This is a genomic window from Actinoplanes sp. NPDC051405 (assembly GCF_055586185.1).
Window position 1 is genome coordinate 228,196 of the sequence record NZ_JBVJIR010000007.1, and the last position, 18,215, is coordinate 246,410.

11 protein-coding genes are annotated in these 18,215 nt (G+C 74.5%); 5 read left to right on the forward strand and 6 right to left on the reverse strand.

Annotation, left to right across the window (positions count from 1 at the left end; genetic code table 11):
- Nucleotides 1–61: 61 nt before the first annotated feature.
- Together ACZ6S4_RS17625 and ACZ6S4_RS17630 are read right to left on the reverse strand one after the other, a co-directional pair.
- Nucleotides 62–1,690: an acyl-CoA dehydrogenase family protein gene (locus ACZ6S4_RS17625; RefSeq protein ID WP_465475944.1), complete on the reverse strand. Its 1,629-nt coding sequence runs from the start codon at nt 1,688–1,690 to the stop codon at nt 62–64.
- A 9-nt stretch (nt 1,691–1,699) separates the two neighbouring features.
- Nucleotides 1,700–2,428, reverse strand: coding sequence for an alpha/beta hydrolase (locus ACZ6S4_RS17630; protein ID WP_465475945.1), 729 nt, complete (start codon nt 2,426–2,428; stop codon nt 1,700–1,702).
- 288 nt (nt 2,429–2,716) lie between these two features.
- On the opposite strand from ACZ6S4_RS17630, the gene ACZ6S4_RS17635 reads away from it, so the two are divergent.
- Nucleotides 2,717–4,642, forward strand: coding sequence for a S8 family serine peptidase (locus tag ACZ6S4_RS17635; RefSeq protein WP_465475946.1), 1,926 nt, complete (start codon nt 2,717–2,719; stop codon nt 4,640–4,642).
- A gap of 87 nt (nt 4,643–4,729) precedes the next feature.
- Here ACZ6S4_RS17635 and ACZ6S4_RS17640 read toward each other — a convergent pair whose 3' ends face one another.
- The 3 genes from ACZ6S4_RS17640 to ACZ6S4_RS17650 form a co-directional block, all read right to left on the reverse strand.
- On the reverse strand, nt 4,730–6,223 hold the full coding sequence (locus tag ACZ6S4_RS17640) for a helix-hairpin-helix domain-containing protein (protein ID WP_465475947.1): 1,494 nt from the start codon (nt 6,221–6,223) through the stop codon (nt 4,730–4,732).
- A gap of 119 nt (nt 6,224–6,342) precedes the next feature.
- Complete coding sequence (locus ACZ6S4_RS17645) at nt 6,343–9,294, reverse strand: Ig-like domain-containing protein (protein WP_465475948.1); 2,952 nt, start codon at nt 9,292–9,294, stop codon at nt 6,343–6,345.
- 300 nt (nt 9,295–9,594) lie between these two features.
- A complete protein-coding gene (locus ACZ6S4_RS17650; RefSeq protein WP_465475949.1) occupies nt 9,595–10,497 on the reverse strand; it encodes a LysR family transcriptional regulator in 903 nt (300 codons plus the stop codon).
- Nucleotides 10,498–10,508: 11 nt separating this feature from the next.
- Here ACZ6S4_RS17650 and ACZ6S4_RS17655 point away from each other — a divergent pair, with 11 nt between their 5' ends.
- From ACZ6S4_RS17655 to ACZ6S4_RS17665, 3 genes are read left to right on the forward strand one after another with little or no spacing between them, the layout of a single operon-like run.
- Nucleotides 10,509–11,636, forward strand: a complete 1,128-nt coding sequence (locus ACZ6S4_RS17655) for a TDT family transporter (protein ID WP_465475950.1) — start codon at nt 10,509–10,511, stop codon at nt 11,634–11,636.
- Between the two features lie 27 nt (nt 11,637–11,663).
- A complete protein-coding gene (locus ACZ6S4_RS17660) occupies nt 11,664–13,427 on the forward strand; it encodes a dynamin family protein (protein WP_465475951.1) in 1,764 nt (587 codons plus the stop codon).
- A complete protein-coding gene (locus ACZ6S4_RS17665) occupies nt 13,424–14,848 on the forward strand; it encodes a dynamin family protein (RefSeq protein WP_465475952.1) in 1,425 nt (474 codons plus the stop codon). Before ACZ6S4_RS17660 ends, ACZ6S4_RS17665 begins: the two co-directional genes overlap by 4 nt.
- A 6-nt stretch (nt 14,849–14,854) precedes the next feature.
- On the opposite strand, the gene ACZ6S4_RS17670 is transcribed toward ACZ6S4_RS17665, so the two are convergent.
- Nucleotides 14,855–17,614: an AfsR/SARP family transcriptional regulator gene (locus ACZ6S4_RS17670; RefSeq protein WP_465475953.1), complete on the reverse strand. Its 2,760-nt coding sequence runs from the start codon at nt 17,612–17,614 to the stop codon at nt 14,855–14,857.
- A 211-nt stretch (nt 17,615–17,825) separates the two neighbouring features.
- Between ACZ6S4_RS17670 and ACZ6S4_RS17675 the strand changes: the two genes are divergently transcribed.
- Nucleotides 17,826–18,215 carry a YccF domain-containing protein gene (locus tag ACZ6S4_RS17675; protein WP_465475954.1) on the forward strand — a complete coding sequence of 130 codons (390 nt, stop codon included), beginning with the start codon at nt 17,826–17,828 and terminating at the stop codon, nt 18,213–18,215.

The following is an 18,215-nucleotide window of genomic DNA, read 5'->3' on the forward strand; positions in this document are numbered from 1 at the left end:
TCGGCATCGGCGCCCGGCACTTGAGACTTCGGCCCACGGCGGGCAGCCGCCGGGCGGGAGGTCAGGCCGGCAGGGCCCGGTCGAGCAGCGCCGCGGTGTCCACGCCCCGGGGCAGCGTGCCGAACGAGTGGCCCCAGTCGCCGCCCAGCCGGCTCGCGCAGAAGGCGTCGGCCACGGCCGCCGGCGCGTGCCGCACGAGCAGGGAGCCTTGCAGCACCAGGGCCATCCGCTCCACGACACGTCGGGCCTCCGACTCCAGGTCATCGCCATCGCTGAGCAGCGCGGTCAGCTCGGCCGTGGCGGCGTCGAGGCGGGAGTCGGCGCCCGCGGCCGCGCCCACCTCGGCCCGGAACGCGTCCAGCCCGGCCGGGTCGCGGCGCAGGGCCCGCAGCACGTCCAGCGCCTGGACGTTGCCGGAGCCCTCCCAGATCGAGTTCAGCGGGGCGTCGCGGTAGAGCCGGGGCAGGCCCGACTCCTCGACGTAGCCGTTGCCGCCCAGGCACTCCAGGGCCTCGCCGACGACGGCCGGCTGGCGCTTGCACACCCAGAACTTGCCGACCGCGATGGCCAGGCGGCTGAACGCGCGCTCGCCGGCGTCACCGCGTACCCCCCGGTCGACGGCCCCGGCCAGCCGCAGAGCCAGCGCCGTCGCGGCCTCCGACTCCACCGCCAGGTCCGCCAGGACGTTGCGCATCAGCGGCTTGCCGATCAGCGGCCCGCCGAAGGCGGCGCGGTGCCGCGCGTGGTGCACGGCCTGGACCAGCGCGGCGCGCATCCCCGAGGCCGAGCCGGTCACGCAGTCCAGCCGGGTCATCGCGACCATCTCGATGATGGTCCGCACCCCGCGGCCCTCCTCACCGACCAGCCAGGCCACCGTCTCGTCGAACTCCGGCTCGCTGCTGGCGTTGCTGCGGTTGCCGAGCTTGTCCTTGAGCCGCTGGATCCGGAACGGGTTGCGCGCGCCGTCCGGCAGCACCCGCGGCACCAGGAAGCAGGAGAGCCCGCCCGGGGCCTGGGCCAGCACCAGGAACAGGTCACACATGGGCGCGCTGGTGAACCACTTGTGGCCGCGCAACCGGTACGTGCCGTCGGCGGCCGCGGTGGCCGTGGTCGAATTGGCCCGCACGTCCGAGCCGCCCTGCTTCTCGGTCATGCCCATGCCGGCGAGCAGCCCCCGCTTGGCCGCCGGCGTACGCAGCCCCGGGTCGTACACCCGCGCGGTCAGCAGCGGCTCGTAGACGGCGGCCAGCTCGGGTGCGTTGCGCAGGGCCGGGACGACCGCGTACGTCATCGAGATCGGGCAGGAGTGGCCCGCCTCGACCTGGCTCCACACGAACGTGCCGGCGGCCCGCGCGACGTGCGCCCCGGCCCGGCCGTCCGACCACGGTGCCCCCGCGAGCCCGGCCCCCACGGCGACGTCCATGAGGCTGTGCCAGGCCGGGTGGAACTCGACCTCGTCGATGCGGTTGCCGTACCGGTCGTGGGTGAGCAGGCGGGGCTCGTACCGGTTGGCGTCGGAGGCCCAGCGCTGAGCCTCCGGCTGCCCGCCCAGCTTGCCCAGCCGGTGCAGATCCTCGGTGGCCCAGCCGGCGCCCTCCCGGGCGAGGCCTTCGAGCAGGGCGGCGTCGGCGGCGATGTCGTGACCGGCCAGGGGTGGCGGCTGGTTGACGACCTCGTGGGTGGGTGGCATCCCCCGAATCTAGGCCGCCGCACCCGCCGGTGACGAGGGCGGGGACCAGGTGGCCGCCATCGCGGCGATCCGCCCGGCGACCCCGGCCGGGTCCACCACCTGGTGCAGGTGGCGCCCGGCGATCCGCTCCACGGCCCAGCCCCGGGCGGCGGCCTCGTTGGCGACCTGCTCGTACGGCGGCCCGAACAGCAGATAGCCGCACGGCTGCGCGTCCCAGCCCGCCGGCACGGGGATCTGCTGCTCGTAGTAGCTCAGCGGCAACCGCGGCTGCTCGGCCTCGACGGCCGCGCGGACGCCGGGGTCCGGCAGCATGGGGGCCACCTCGGTCTCGTCGAACCAGGTGGTCCAGGGCGGCAGGATGCCGTCGACGGCCTTGGCCCGCAGGAACGCCAGGGCCTCCGGCGGGACGACGGGGGTGGGCCCTTGCCGGGCCGGCACCGTCGCGTCCACGAACAGGCAGCCGACGACCGGCCGGGTGGCGGCCGCGACGATGACCGGCACGAACAGCCCGGCGTTGCTGTGCGCCACCAGCACCACCGACCGGTCCGCCGGGAGCCCGGCGATGGCCGCACCGACCAGCTCCACGACCCGGGGCCAGAACGGCGGTCCCGCGTCGCCCACCCCGGCCAGCGACGGCACGACGACGGTGGCTCCCCGGGCGCTCAGCTCATCGGCGACCGGGTGCCACGTCCCGGGCCCGACCGACGGGCTGTGCACCAGTACGAAAACGGCGTCCATGACGCTCACGCTTCCGGAAACGGGCCGCCGTGGCCAGGGCGGCGCGTGACGCCCATAGCGAAACCGGCTCCGCCGGCGGTATCGGCGGGCGCACTTTTTGACCGTAGCGTGCGCCGGCGACTACCCGCCGTCGAGACAGCCGGAGCGTTCGTCGCCCGAGCCGGAACTCGCCCGATCTTTAAGGTCTAATCGCGGGTGTTGGTCCGAAATGCCGCCCCACGGCACGTGTGCCGTCCTCTTAGGATGACCCGGCCCGCGCGCACATGCGGGCCGAAATGGGGGAGGCACGTGTTCAGACAACGGAAAGTGCGCGGCGCTGCGGCCGGGCTCGCTTGCGTGGCCATGGTCGCGACGGCGGGAATCCTGGCGAGCTCCGCGTCGGCGGATGACACGGGCACCGACGTGGCATCCCGCAAGCGGGCCGCGGCCGACGGGAAAGCTCCCGCCGGTGACAAGAAGTTGCTGGCGGCGGCCAAGGCCGCCGCGGAGAAGTCCGCAGCCCGCAAGAAGGCGGACGCCGGTGACGGCGCCGTGCACCTGGTGGTCGGTTTCAAGCCGGGGGTCGAGGCCTCCGCGGCCACCCAGTCCCTCGGTGCGGCCGGCCTGCGGGCCAAGACGGACGCCACCCTGGCGTCCCTCGGTGCTCGTCGCGTGACTGTCCCGGCCGCAGCCAGCGCCGGGACGATCGCGAAGCTGCGGGCCGACCCGGACGTGGCGTACGTGGAGAAGGACGGCATCGTCCGGGCCACGGCGGTCACGCCGAACGACGAGTACTGGTCGTACCAGACCGAGCTGCCCCAGATCACCGTGCCGGGTGCCTGGGACCTGACCACCGGATCGGCCGCGGTGAAGGTGGCCGTGGTTGACACCGGCGTGACGAACCTCGGTGGTGAGCTCGGCGACGCGTTGCTGCCGGGCTGGGACTACGTCAACGGCGACAGCAACCCGGCCGACGACGAGGGGCACGGCAGCGCGGTTGCCGCCCTCATCGCCGGGCGGGGCAACAACGGCACCGGTACGGCCGGGGTCTGCTGGCAGTGCCAGATTCTGCCGGTCAAGGTGCTGGACTCCGCGGGCAACGGCTCGATGGCCAACGTGGCGGCCGGCATCAAGTACGCGGCCGACAGCGGCGTGCAGATCATCAACGTGTCGCTCGGTGGTTACTCGAGCAGCACGGTGCTGCAGGACGCGGTCACGTACGCCCGCGGCAAGGGCATCCTGGTCGTGGCATCCGCGGGCAACGACGCGCTGAGCGACCGGCTGTACCCGGCCGCGTACGCGGACTCGCTTGCTGTCGGTGGCACGGACATCAACGGTGACTGGTTCCTCGACTACGACCCGGCGCTGGGCTACTACGGCTCGAACACCGGCGCCGACTGGGTCGACGTGGCCGCACCCTGGTGCACGGTCGCGCCGAACCTGGCCGGCTTCGCCAACGACAGCGGCGGCGGAGACGTCGGCGAGGACAACTACGGGTACTTCTGTGGCACCTCGGCGTCCGCACCCCTGGTGTCGGGCATCGCGGCGCTGGTGAAGTCGCGCTACCCGGGGGCGACCGTGTGGTCGCTGCAGAACAGCCTCACCAAGACCGCCAAGCAGACCGTCACGACGAACTTCACGGCGTTCGGCGAGGTGCGCGCGGCAACGGCGGTGACCACTGTGGACACCACCGCGCCGAAGATCACCGGGGCGACGCCGGCGCAGTCGGCCAAGTTCCGCGGCACGGTGACGGTGGGCGCGACCGGCGTCTCCGACACCGGCGGCGCGGGCATGTCGTACGGTGCGCTCTACGCCGACGGCAAGTACGTCGGCCGGGACACCACGACGCCGTACGCGGTCAAGTACAACAGCGGCCGGCTCAACCGTGCGGTGAAGTTCCAGTGGAAGGTGTACGACCGGGCGGGCAACTCGGCCGTCTACAACCGCACCCTGATCGCCGACAACAAGGTGCCGACGGTGAAGATCACCAGCGGCCCCAAGAACGGCGCGAAGGTCAAGGGCACGGTGACGCTCAAGGCCTCGGCCAGTGACTCGTCGGGCATCGCCCGCGTCGAGCTGCTGATCAACGGCAAGGTGGTCGCCAAGGACACCACGTCGGGCTACTCGTTCAAGATCAAGGTGTCGAAGTACGGCAAGAAGATCAAGGTGCAGGTCCGCTCGGTCGACAAGGCGGGCAACTCCGCCACGACCTCGGCCCGTACCTGGAAGCGCTGACAGCCGGTCCGCGCTCCTGGCACTGACGACGAAGGCCCAACCCCCGGCACGGGGTTGGGCCTTCGTTGTTGTCCCGGTCCGTTCGGGTCAGCTCCGCACGACGCTGCGGTCGGCCAGCAGCTTCGCCTGCTGCGGCCAGGTCACCAGGCTGGGTGAGAACCGCATGCCGGCGGCCGCGATCGCGGCCCGCAACCCGGCCTCGTCCGTGGCGGCCAGCTGCGCGTAGCTGGTGATGCCGGCGGCGACGAGCGCGCCGGCCATCTTCGGGCCGATGCCCTCGATCCGGGTGAGATCGTCCGGCGCGGTGGTCTCGGCACTGCGCTGCGCCGGTACGGCGTCAGCGGCGGAACCGGCGGGCACGGTCTCGTCGGCCGTCGTGCCGCCGAGCGCCGGAGCCGTCTCGTCCAGGGCAGCGTCGGGGCTCACTGCTGAATCCGGACCGGCCGGGCTGGTGGCGGCGGGCACGGCCTCGGCTGCGGACGCGGCCTCGGTGGCGGTGATGGGCTCGACGCCCGGTTCGCGGTCGGCGGCCAGGTCGTCGGCGAGGGCGGTGAAGGCGCGCTGGTCGCCCTCGGCCAGCAGGCGGGCCTGCTCCGGCCACGTCGCCAGGTTCGGCGAGAGGCGCAGCTTGGCGGCCTTGATCGTGGCCCGCAGCGAGGCGAGATCGGCGTCGGCGAGGTCGCGGTAGGTGCTGATGCCGGCGGCGGCGAGGGTGGCGGCGATCTTCGGGCCGATGCCCTCGATCCGGGTCAGCTTGTCGGCCGGGCGAGCGGCCCCGACCGGCGCGGCCGGCGTCGGCTCGGCCGGCGTCGATCCGGTGGCGACCGGCGTCGGCTCGGCGGCGACCGGCGTCGGCTCGGCGGCGACCGGCGTCGGCTCGGCGGCGACCGGCGTTGCGAGGACGGGCTCAGGCTCTGCCACGGGCTCGGCTGCGGCAATCGGCTCAGGCGCTGCGATCGGCTCGGGTGCGGCGACGGGCTGCGCCTCAGCGACGGGCTCCGTCGCGGTGGGCGCGGCGACGGGCTTCGTCTCGACCGGCTCGACATCCGGCGTGCCGACGGTGACCGGCTCCGCCTCAGGCGTGCCCGCGGCGACCGGCTCGACATCCGGCGTGGCGGTGGCGATCGGCTCGACATCCGGCGTGGCGGTGGCGATCGGCTCGACATCCGGCGTGCCGACGGCGATCGGCTCCGCCTCAGGCGTGCCCGCGGCGACCGGCTCGACATCCGGCGTGCCCGCGGCGGACGACCCGCCGTCGGCGACGGAGACGGTCTCGGCGGTGACGACCGGCTCGGCCGGCTCGACGGTCTCGGTCTTGGGCGTGGCCGTGACAACCGGCTCGGCCGGAGTGACAGCCTCGGTCACCGGCCGGCCCTCCACGATGGGCTCAGCGGCAGCCGAATCCACCTCGGCCGGCACCGCGGCCTCTGGTGCGGTTGTCCCGACGGGTGCGGCGACGGCAGCCGCCGGGGCGGCCTCCGCGGCCGCGGACCGCCGGGAAACGAGGATCCGGCCCCAGATCAGCCAGCCCGCGAGCAGGCCGACCAGGAGGGCGGCAACGATGGACAGGAGCGATGCCACGGCATGCCTCCGAAGACGAGGGTCGAGATGTAGGCGCGCAGCTTCGCACATCTCGATACCGGTCAGGTTGCGGCGTGCCGTTTTCGTGACCCCGGAAGGGTGATTTCCCCACGAGCCGGTCAGGCACGGGGCTTGAGCAGCGTGATCCGGCTCGCGCCGAGCTCGGTCACGTACAGGTTGCCGGTGCTCACGTCCTGCGTCACGTCCAGTGGCTGGCTGAATCCGGTCAGTCCGGTGATGCCGGTCGTGCGGTTGCTCAGCGTGCCGTTCGCCGCCACGTCGAATGTCTCGATGTCCTGGCCCGCCGAGTAGCGGACCACGAGCAGCTTGCCGTCGAGCGCCCCACCGCGGTACTCGATCGCGCCGTTCGCCGAGGCGTGCAGGCCCGCGTCGTACGTTCCGGCGAGGTCGAAGTTCGGGTCCGGCAGGGTGCCGGCCGGGTACGCGCCCACCTGGAACGGATCCGTGCCCGCGGTCGGGTTGCCGCCGGCCAGCACCCATTCGCAGCGTTGCGGGTTCGGGTGCCCGTAATAGCGGCCCGCCTTCACGTCGAACACGTAGTCCGTCTCCGCGGTCGGCACCGACGTCAGCGCCGGCACGGTCGGGCCGGTGTAGCCGCGGCGGGCGCAGGACGCGGGCAGCGGTGCCGGGGTCGCCGGAGTGTTGCCGCCGGCCGCCGAACCGTTGGTCGGGGCGTACAGGTGGCCGTTGCGGTGCCACACCAGGTCGTAGGCGTTCCGGACGCCGGTCGCGTGCAGGGTCACCGGAGCCCCGGCCGCGTAAGGGTTGTAGCTGCCACCGTCCGCGGTCTTCACGTTGATCGGCGTACCGGTGAACGCCGCCGGGTCGAAACGCAGCACGGCCGCGCTGAGCAGTTGCTCGGGGCGGTTGCCCCAGGTCGAGTCGGGTGCGCCCATCGCATTGTTCGCGCCCTGCGACACGTACAGCGCGCCGTCGGGTCCGAAGGCGAGCGAGTTGGTCTCGTGGTCCTTCACCGAGCGGGGCAGGTTCACCACCACCGGCGTGTAGGTGCCCAGGTCGGTGCCGCTGAGCCGGCCGATGCGGCCGGACCAGTCGGGCACGTTCAGCGGGCCGGTGAACTCGTAGTTGTCGGTGACCCAGAGGTTGCCCGCCGGGTCGAAGGCCATGCCGATCACCGTGCGGGCGGGCGCGCCGGGCAGCCCCAGGGCCGCCGCGTTGTCCCGGACCGCGGTGATGATCGTGGCGGTGCCCAGGGTGCCGTCCGCGTTGATCGGGAAGCGGAAGATGCGTCCGTCGAGAGTGCCCGCGTACAGGCGGTTGCCGGGGCCCTCGACCACCGTCGTGAAGGACGCGCCGGTCGCGACGCCGACCACCTTGTCGAAGGCGGCCGGGCCGCCCGGTCCGGTGCCGGACCCGGTGGTGAAGACGATGGAGTACGGCGTGAAGGCCCGCCCGCTCACGTCCTTCACCCCGGCGGTCAAGGTGAACCGGTACGCGGTGTTCGCCGTCAGCGCCGCGGTCGGGGAGAGGTTGACGACGTCTCCGCCGCCGCTGGTGATGGCATTGGCCGGCACCGCCACACCGTCGCTGACCCGGGTCAACGTCACGGTCGCCGACGTCAGCGTGGCCTGGTCGACGCCGCCGTTGGGCAGCACCAGATCCTCGACGACACTGCCGGTCGGCGACACCCCGGTGGCCCCGTTGGCCGGGGTGCTGGTGCGTACGCCGGGGATCGCCCCCGCGCCCGGCACGCTGGCGACGTCCACGTAGTTGAGCTTGGTGTTGGTGCCGCCGGCCGGGCTGAGCGTGAGCCGTCCGTCGGTGACGGTGACCGTCCGGGTCGCGGTGGCGTGCTTGACGGACGCGGTCGCGGTGAACGCGGCGACGGCGTTCTGGTCCTCGATGCTGAGCCAGTGCACGCTGTTCACGGCCGTACCCGCGTCACCGACCGCGGCCGTCACCGTGTAGGTCCCGTTCGGCACGACGGCCTCCCACGATCCGGGCGTGGTGACTCCGGTGGAGCCGGCCGGCAGCTGGGCGTGGATGAGCGTGGCGAGTCGTACGTCGGGCTGGGCGGCGGCCGGGTTCCGGTTGCGGCCGTTGCCGGCCAGGCTCAGCGGCGTCGTGGTGCCCAGCTGCACCCAGCCGTAGCCGCGAGCGGTGGCGAACGCGTCGCCGGAGTCGCGCACGTAGCCGGTGGGCGGGGCGGTGGCGGCGTCGGAGAAGTTCACCTTGAGCGCGAACGCCGCCGGGGTCGCGGTGACGGTGGCCGACGGCGGTGACTCGGTGCCGGTGCTGTCCACGGCGGTGACGGTGTAGCCGTACGCCGTGCCGTTGCGGGCGGTGGTGTCCAGCCACGCCGCGCGGGTCAGCGGGGCCGGGCCGGAGATCAGCGTGCCGCCGCGGTAGACCCGGTAGCCGGCCAGATCCGCGGCGGCCGACGCTGTCCAGGCCAATGCCACCTGGGCGTCGCCGGGTCTGGCGGTAACTCCGGTGGGTGCGGCCGGTGGACCGACCCGCGCGATCTCCAGGTAGTTGAGCTTGGTGTTGGTGCCGCCGGTCGCGTCGACGGTCAGCCGCCCGTCGCCCACCGGCACGGTCACGGTGGCGGTACGGAACTCGGCCGCCGTGGTGGAGACGAAGCCGGACACCGCGGTCACGCCCTCGACCCGGATCGTGTGCGCGCTGTCGTACGCGGGCTGGTCACCCACCGACACGGTCACCTGGTACGAGCCCGGGGACAGCGCGAACTCCCAGGCGCCGGGGGTCAGCACGCCGCTGGTGCCGCCGACGTCGCCGTACTGGAGGTGGATCACGGTGTTGAGCCGCGCGTCGATCCCGGCGCGAGCCCGATCGCGGGTGTTGCGGCTCAGGTCCAGCGGGTCGTGCGTGCCGGCCGCCACCCAGCCCGACCCGCGCGCCACGTCGAAGCCGAGCCCGGTGTCGGCGGTGTACCCGGCCGGGACCGCCGCGGCGGCCGGCTGGAAATTGACCTTCGCGACCGGGGTGACGGCCGCGTGCGCGGGTGCCACGAAGGCGAACGGCGCGACGAGTGCCGCCACGGCGACTGTCCACAGACGACGGCGCATGTTGGTCCCCCAGACCGGCCCCCCAGCAGGCCTGGCGGCAGCCTGGCACGGCGGCGGCGCGGCGCCCGCTGTCAGCAATCTGTCTGCGGTGTTCGCGCAGGTGAGGGGCCGGACCGAATGGTCGCGCTCCGACCGCTGGGCGTGAACGGATAGAGCGCCCGTAAGCGCCGATCATCGAGCGGATCCGCCGCACCCGGTACAGATCGGCGCGGCCGGCCCGCGAACGGCCGCGGTGGCCGGCCCGGCCCGCGAACGGCCGCGGCAGCCGGCCCGGCTCGCGGACCGCCGGAAAGGCCCGGCTCAGCGGTGGCGGCGGCGGGCGATCGCGTACAGGTCGCGGGCCGGGCCGATCAGCTGTCCCGAGGCCGGCCACACCGCCCGCAACTGCCGCTGCAGCGGCATCGCCGTCGGCACCGCGACCAGCGTGCCCGCCGCCAGCTCGGCGGTGACCGCGAGCGAGCTGAGCACCGCCGCCCCGCTGCCGGCCGCCACCGCGTGCTTGATCGCCGTCGTCGACGACAGTTCGAGCAGCGGGGCCGCCGCGGTCAGCGGGGCCAGGGCCTGTTCGAACGCCCGCCGGGTGCCCGAGCCGGCCTCCCGCGACACCAGCGGGGTCCCGGCCAGCTCGGCCGGGGTCACGCCGCGCCGCCGTTTCGACCACGGGTGCCCGGGGGCCACGACGACCGCCAGCCGGTCGGTGGCGACGGTCTCGGCGTGCAGGCCGGCCGGCGCTTCCGGGCCTTCGACGAAGCCGAGATCGACCTCGTTCGCCAGCACCGCGGCCGCCACGTCGGCCGAGTTGGCCGCGCGCAGGGTCACGCTGAGCCCGGGGTGGCCGGTGCGCAGGGCCACCAGCCACGCCGGCAGCAGGTATTCCGCGATGGTCTGGCTGGCGGCCACCGCGAGCCGGCTCTCGTGGGTCTCGCGCAGCGCGGCGACCCCCGTGGCCAGGGCGTCGGCCGCGTCCACGGCGGCGCGGGCCCAGTCGGCGACCAGGGCGCCGGTCGTGGTCAGGGTCGAGCCGCGCGGGGAGCGGTGCAGCAGCGTCAGCCCGAGGCGGCGTTCCAGCTCGCGCAGGCGGGCGCTGGCGGCCGGCTGGGAGATGTGGTGTGCGGTGGCCGCGCGGCCCACGCTGCCCAGCCGGGCGACGCTGAGCAGCAGGTCGAAGCCGGTCAGGTCGGCGAACGCCGGCGGCAGAGGCATAAGGCGAGCTTATGACCCCACAGGCGGGCGGCGGCTACCGGGGAGCCGCGCACGGCCGGAGAGTGGAGATCATGACCGTCCTGCTCGAACGTCCCGTGCGCCCGGCCCCGATCGTGATCGGCCCCAACTGGTTCGCCAGTGTCATGGGCACGGGCATCGTCGCCACGGCCGCGGCTTCGCTGCCGCTGCACGTGCCGGGGCTGCGGGCGCTCGCCACCGTCGTCTGGGCGCTGGCGTCGGTCCTGCTGGTCGTCCTGGTCGCCGCCGCGGTCCGGCACCGGCGGGCGTACACGGGGGACGTCGTCTCGGAACAGTTCTGGGGCGCGCCGCCGATGGCCCTGCTGACCGTCGGCGCGGGGACGTTGCTGCTGGGCCGGGACTGGATCGGGGAGCCCGCCGCCGTCGCGGTGGACGTGGTGCTCTGGACGGCCGGGACCCTGCTCGGGCTGGCGGTCGCTGTCGTGATCCCGTACCGGATGGTCACCCGGCACCGGCCGGGACCGGGCACGGCCTTCGGCGGCCGGCTGATGCCGGTCGTGTCGCCGATGGTGTCCGCGGCGACCGGCGCGCTGCTCGTGCCGCACGTTCCCTGGCCCGTCGAGCTGCTGGCGGCCTGCTACGCGATGGCCGGTCTCAGCCTCGTCGCGGCGGCGCTGGTGTTCGCCCGGCTGTGGCGCAGGCTCGTCTCGTACGGCCCCGGCGCGGCCCGGATGGTGCCGACGTGGTGGATCGTGCTCGGCCCGGTCGGCCAGTCGGTCACCGCCGTGCACCTGCTGGGCCGGGCCGCCGACGGTGTGCTGAGCGAGCCGTACGCCACCGCCGCGCAGCTGCTGGTGCTGCTCTACGGCGTACCGGCGCTCTGTTTTGCCGTTTGCTGGGCGGCCCTGGCCGCCGTGATCACCGTGCGCACCGCCCGGGCCGGGCTGCCCTTCTCGCTCACCTGGTGGAGCTTCACCTTCCCGGTCGGCACGGTCGTGACCGGCGCGAGTGGGCTCGCCACCCGCATCCCGTCGGCCCTGCCGGCCGCCCTCGCCGTGGCGCTCTATGCGATGCTGCTGGCCGCCTGGTCGGTCGTCGCCGTCCGCACGCTGCGCGCGGTGCGCCGGGGCGACCTCATCCGGCCGGCACCGCCCGCGTAGCCTCTGAGCAGGGCTGCGTCGAGATGAGTGAGGGAGTCGTTGGCCACGGACCTGCTCGCCGAGCTGGCCGGCGCACGCCGCCTGGCCGTCGCCCACGACCGGCCCGACCTCGCCGAACGGCTGGACCGCGCGACCGCCCAGCTGCACCGCGGCGATGTCACCGTGGCGGTGGTGGGCGAGTTCAAGCAGGGCAAGAGCACGCTGGTCAACGCCCTGCTGCGCACCGATGTGTGCCCGGTGGACCCGGACGTCGTCACCGCCGTGCCGACCGTCCTGCGCTACGGCACCGAGCCCTCGGTCACCCTGCACGTGCCCGCCGAGGACGGCTCGGTGGATCCCGTCACCGTGTCGTTCGACCAGCTCAGCGGGCATGTCACCGGCGCCGCTCCGGAGGCCGGGGCACGGGCGCCACGCAGCGTGGAGGTCCGCCTCGACCGGCGGCTGCTCGGCGCCGGGCTGTCCTTCGTCGACACGCCGGGCGTCGGCGGCCTCGACTCCGCGCACGGCAACCTGACCCTCGGCGCGCTGACCGGGGCCGCGGCGGCGCTGTTCGTCACCGACGCGTCCCAGGAGCTGACCGCCGCGGAGGTCGACTTCCTGCGCCGGGTGCTGGAGCGCTGCCCGGCCGCGTACTGCGTGGTCACCAAGACCGACCTGTACGGCGAGTGGCGGCGCATCGTCGAGCTCGACGCCGGGCACCTCGCCGCCGCCGGTCTCGACGTGCCGGTCGTGGCCGTCTCGTCGTTCCTGCGGCTGCGCGCCCAGGCCCGCGACAGCCCCGAGCTCAACACCGAGTCCGGCTATCCGCTGCTGGTCGAGCTGCTGCGCCGGGACGTGCTCGACGCCGCCCGCGCGGGGGCCCGCTCGGCCGCGCGCGCCGAGCTGGCGTTCGTCGTGGCCCAGCTGCGCGAGCGGGTGGTGGCCGAGCAGGCCGCGGCGAGCTCACCCGCGGCGGCGGAGACGCTGGTCCAGCGGTACGCCGAGAAGCAACGCCGCACCCGCACCCTGGGCTCCTGGCAGACCGTGCTCGGCGACGGCATCCAGGACCTCACCGCGGACGTCGACCACGACCTGCGCGAGCGCCTGCGGACCATGCTGCGCGCCGGGGAGGAGCTGCTCAACGAGTCCGACCCGCGTGACACCTGGCAGGAATTCCAGGCCTGGGCGGCCCGTGAGGCGTCCGCCGCCGCGGTGGACAACCTGATGCTGCTGGCCCAGCGCAGCGACCAGCTCGCCCAGGAGGTGGCCACCCGCTTCGACCTGGAGTACGAGGGCCTCGACCTGGACCTGCCCTCACCCGAGCAGGGGCTGGGCAAAGTCGGCGGCCTCGACGTGGACTTCCACCGCTCCGGCATGCAGCAGTTCCTCGGCGCGTTCACCGCCGCCCGGATCACCTACGGCGGCTTCTACATGCTCGGTGCCATCGGCGCGATGTTCAACGTGTTCATCGCCGCGCCGATCGGCCTGATCGCCGGCCTCACCCTGGGCCGGCGGCTGGTCAAGCAGGAACGCGAACGGCAGATCCAGCAGCGCCGCCAGCAGGCCCGCACCGAGCTGCGCCGCTACGTCGACGACGTCTCCTTCCACGTGGGCCGCGACTCCCGCGAGGCGGTCCGGCGCACCCAGCGGCTGCTGCGCGACGAGTTCACCGCCCGGGCCGCCGCCGTGGAGCGCTCGACGGCCGAGGCGGCGTCCGCGGTCCGCGAGATGGCCGCGCTGCCGGCGGACCAGCGCGCGGCCCGGGCCCGGCAGCTCGCCGCCCAGCGCGCGGAACTGGACCGGCTGGCATGACTCTGCTGCCGGAGGTGCGGGCGCTGCTGGACCGGGCGCTGGCCGAGACGGGCGACCCGGCCGTGCGGGCGGCGATCGGCGCTGCCCGGCGCCGGCTGGGCGAGCCGCTGCGGGTGGCCATCGCCGGCAAGGTCAAGGCCGGCAAGTCCACCCTGCTCAACGCGCTGGTCGGCGAGGGCCTGGCGCCCACCGACGCGGGGGAGTGCACCCGCATCGTGACCTGGTACGCCGACGGCCCGACGTACGCCGTCACGGCCCACCTGCGTGACGGCAGCGCCCGGCCGTTGCCGTTCCACCGGGCCGCCGGCGCCGTCCGGATCACCCTCGACCGGCCCGCCGAGCAGATCGACCACCTCGAGGTCCGCGTCCCCAGCGCCCGCCTGCGCCGGCACACCCTGATCGACACGCCCGGCATCGCGTCGCTGTCCACCGAGGTGTCCCTGCGGACCACCGCGTTCCTCGATGCCGAGGCCGACCGGCCCGCGCAGACCGACGCGGTCATCTACCTGCTGCGCCACATGCATGCCGACGACGTCCGCTTCCTGGAGTCCTTCCACGGCGACGACCTGGCCAGCGGCACCCCGGTCAACACCGTCGGGGTGCTCTCGCGGGCCGACGAGATCGGTGGCGCCCGGCTGGACGCGATGGAGGCCGCCGCCCGGGTCGCCGCCCGCTACGCCGCCGACGACCGGCTGCGCCGGCTCTGCCCCGTCGTCGTGCCGGTGGCCGGCCTGCTCGGCGCGGCCGGGGCGACCCTGCGCGAGGACGAGTTCCGCACCCTGGCCGCGGTGGCGGCGCTGCCGATGGCCGACGTGGTGGAGCTGCTGCTGACCGCCGACCGCTTCGCCGGCTCGGCGCCCGGGCGGCGGGAGGCGCTGGGCCGGTTGGGCCTGTTCGGTGTGCGGCTGTCGGTGCGGCTCATCCGCGAGCAGAAGGTGCACGACTCCGCCGACCTGGCCGCCGCGCTGACCGCGCACAGCGGCATCGACCGGCTCCGGGAGGTCTTCGCGGCCCAGTTCGTCGGGCGCAGCGAGGTGCTCAAGGCCCGGTCCGCGCTGGCGGTGCTGGACGAGTTCATCGACCCCGGCTCGGCGCTGGCGGCGCAGGCCGAGCGGATCCGGGCCAGCGCCCACGAGTTCGTCGAGCTGCGGCTGCTGCACCTGCTGCGGTCGGGCCGGCTGCCGGGCACGCAGGCGCAGCTGGCCGAGATGGATCTGCTGCTCGGCGGGGCGGGCGGGGCCGCGTACCTGCGGCTGGGCCTGCCGGCCGACGCGTCGCCGGAGGAGATCGCCGCGGCGGCCCGCGAAGCCCTGGCTCGCTGGCAGGCGCTGGCCGAGCACCCGTTCTCGGCCCGGGAGCTGCGCACCGCGGCGCGCGCGGTCACTCGTAGCTGTGAAGGGCTGCTGGCCGGCGTCGCCTGACCCCCGTCACCCGTCACCCGGCAGGGCGGCGAGCTTGCGGCGGACGGCCTCCGCGTCGGGGTGGTCCAGCTCGGTCAGGATGGCGAGGGCCTCGGTCCAGGCCCGCTCGGCCCGCGGTACGCGCCCGGCCGCCAGTTGCGCGTCGCCGAGGTGGGTGAGGGCCTGCGTCTGGTTGAACCGGTCACCGAGATCATGGGCGAGCCGCAGGGCGTGGCCGTAACACTCGATCGCCTCGTCGTGGCGGCCCAGGTGGTGGTGGGCGTAGCCGAGGCTGTCCCAGACGTGCGCCTGTCCGGCCCGGTTGCCGAGCCGCTCGTGCAGCGCCAGCGACTGCCGGCAGCACTCCAGCGCCTCGTCGTGCTCGCCCAGCATCGCGTGGTACCAGCCGACCTGGTTCAGCGCGTCGGCCTGGCCCCGCTCGTCGGCCGCGTCGCGGTACAGCGCGAGTGCCTGCCGGGCGTGGTCGACCGCGGCGTCGTAGCGGCCCTGATGGCCCCAGAGGTGGGCGAAGTTGCGGTGGGTGTGCGCCTGACCGATCCGGTGACCGGTCGCGGTGTACAGGTCGAGCGCCTGCTGCAGGGAGGCGATGCTGTCCGCGTAGTTGCCGCGAAGCGTGTGGGTGCGGGCGATGCTGGTGTGCGCCCGCGCCTGGGCGGTGCGGTCACCGAGCCGCTCGGCGGCCCGCAGCGCCGTCTGCCAGGCGGCGGCCCGCCCGGCCCAGTCGCCCTGCCGGTCCAGATAGGTGCTCAACGACCAGGTCAACTGCCAGGTGTACGCGTCATTCCCGGTCTCCGCGGTGTACGTGACCGTGGCCAGCAGCACCGGGTGCTCGGTGGCCAGCCAAGCCGTCGCGGCCTGCCGGTCGGCGAGCTGCTCCGGACGGGCGTCGGCCGCCGGAGGAGCCAGGGGCAGCTCGATGGCGCCCCGGGCCGGGTCGAGCAACCGGTCGGCGGCGTACGCGGTGTGCAGGTAGTGGTCGAGCAGCCGGCGCACAGCGGCGTCCCGGTCGGCAGCCGGGTCAAGATCGGCGGTGAGGCCGGCGGCGTACGACCGCAGCAGGTCGTGGCAGACGTACCGGCCCGGGAGCTGCTCGGTCAGCAGGCTGGCCCGGGTCAGCTCACCCAGCAGCCGGCGGGTCCCGGACGGCAGCAGCCCGGTCAGGCTCGCCACCGCCGCGGTCGCCGCGCTCGGCCCCGGATGCAGGGAGAACAGCCGGAACACCCGCTGCGCCGGGGCACTCAGCGCGTCGTACGACCAGGAGAACACCGACCGCACCCGCCCGGCCACGTCCCCGGTGTCCAGCGCGTCCAGCCGGTGGCCCTCCTCGGCCAGCTCGGCGGCCAGCGCGGCCAGCGGGAAACGCGACTGCCGGGCCCGGGCGGCGGTGATCGCCAGCGCCAGCGGCAGGCCGGCGCAGGCGGCGACGATCTCCTCGGCCGCGGCCGGCTCGGCGACCACCCGGTCTCGGCCGAGCCGGCGGACCAGCAGCTCCCGCGCCTCGTCGTCGGTGAGGATGTCCAGCGGCAGGGCCTGGGCGTCGGCGGTGGCCAGCAGGCCGGTGAGCTGATGCCGGCTGGTCACCAGGGCCAGCGAGCCCGGGGCGGCCGGCAGCAGCGGGCGGACCTGCTCGGCGTCGCGGGCGTTGTCCAGCACCACCAGCACGCGCCGGTCCGCGAGCAGGGTGCGGTAGCGGCCGAGCTGGGCGTCGCGGCCCGGTGGCAGCTGATCGGCCGGCACCCCGAGCGCGTCCAGGAAACCCCGGACCGCGTCGGCCGGGGCCAGGACCGCCTCGTCCTGGTCGAAGCCGCGCAGGTTCACGTACAGCTGGCCGTCGGGGAACCGCGGCGCCACGGTGTGCGCCCAGTGCACGGCCAGGGCGGTCTTGCCCACGCCGGCCATCCCGGACACCACCACGGCCCGCGCGGACTCCCGGTCGTGCAGGGCGTCCAGCAGGGCCAGGTGTGCCGCCCGGCCCGCGAACCCGGCGATGTCCGCGGGCAGCTGCGCCGGGCCGGAGCGGACGCCACCGGATGCCTCCCCGCGCAGCACCGAGCGGTGCACGTCCTGCAGGTCCGCGCCCGGCTCGGTGCCGAGCTCCTCGATCAGATACCGGCGGACGGCCGCGTAGTGGGCCAGCGCCTCGGCCGGGCGTCCCGCCGCCACCAGGGCCCGCATCAGCACCGCGGCCAGCGACTCGTGCAGCGGGAACTGGGCGGCCAGGTCAGCGAGGACCCGGATGACCTCGCCCGGGTTGGCGACCGCCAGTTCGGCCCGGGCCCAGGCGACGGCGGTGTCCGCGTACCGCCGGCGCCAGAGCTGCCGGGTCTGCGCGACCCACTCTCCGCCGAGGCCCGCCAGGGGCTCCCCGCGCCACAGCGCCATGCCCTGCCGCAGCAGGGCCACCCGCTGCTCGGCGGTGTGCTCCGGCCGCAGTGACCGGGCGGTCAGCTCGCCCAGCCGGTGCACGTCCACGGTGGCCGGGTCGACCTCGAGACGGTACGAGTCAGACGTGAGCACCAGAGGGCCTGGCACACCGGCGCGCTGCACGACCTGCCGGACCCGGGTCAGGTGCGCGTGCAGCGACTGCCGCGCGGACCGTGGCGGGGCCTGCCCCCAGACCCGGTCGATGAGCGTGGCGACCGGCACGGACCGCCCGGCGTCGGCGAGCAGAGCCGCCAGCACGGTCCGCTGCCGCGGGTGCCCGACGTCGACGCGCTCGGCGCCGTTCCACACCTCGACCGGACCCAGTAACCGGAAATCCCCCACGCCCGACCTCTCGTAGCCCGAGCCGTCGATCGAACCACAAGAATCCCGCAAGCGCCGTCTGGCAATGTCCTCATCGGAGGCCACCGCCATCGCCTCCGAGCGTCGGGCCCGGCCCTTCGGTGATCGGCAACCCGCCGATTCGGGGGCGCCGAATGGCCGAGTCCGAGCCCGCCGGGACAGGCCGCTGGCGCGCCCGCGTCATGCTGATCAGGTGCGCTTCATCCTGAACGTCCTCTGGTTCATCTTCGGCAGCGGCTTCATCCTGGCCCTGGGCTACGGGCTGGCCGCGCTGCTCTGCTTCGTCCTCGTGGTGACCATCCCGTTCGGGGTCGCGTCGCTGCGGCTGGCGTCGTACTCGCTGTGGCCGTTCGGCCGTACCCTGGTCACCCGGCCCTCCGCGGGCGTCGCCTCGGGCGTGGCCAACGTGCTGTGGGTCGTCATCGCCGGCTGGTGGCTGGCGCTGGGTCACGTGGTGGCGGGCGTCGCCCAGTGCGTGACGATCATCGGCATCCCGTTCGGCATCGCGAACTTCAAGCTGGTCCCGGCGGCGTTCTGGCCGCTGGGCCGCGAGGTCGTCGACCTCGACGAAGCCGCCGGCTGA

Coding starts and splice junctions, on each gene's coding strand:
- ACZ6S4_RS17625 (WP_465475944.1), bottom strand. CDS start 1,690: ATGCCACCCACCCACGAGGTCGTCAACCAGCCGCCACCCCTGGCCGGT.
- ACZ6S4_RS17630 (WP_465475945.1), bottom strand. CDS start 2,428: ATGGACGCCGTTTTCGTACTGGTGCACAGCCCGTCGGTCGGGCCCGGG.
- ACZ6S4_RS17645 (WP_465475948.1), bottom strand. CDS start 9,294: ATGCGCCGTCGTCTGTGGACAGTCGCCGTGGCGGCACTCGTCGCGCCG.
- ACZ6S4_RS17650 (WP_465475949.1), bottom strand. CDS start 10,497: ATGCCTCTGCCGCCGGCGTTCGCCGACCTGACCGGCTTCGACCTGCTG.
- ACZ6S4_RS17655 (WP_465475950.1), top strand. CDS start 10,509: ATGACCCCACAGGCGGGCGGCGGCTACCGGGGAGCCGCGCACGGCCGG.
- ACZ6S4_RS17665 (WP_465475952.1), top strand. CDS start 13,424: ATGACTCTGCTGCCGGAGGTGCGGGCGCTGCTGGACCGGGCGCTGGCC.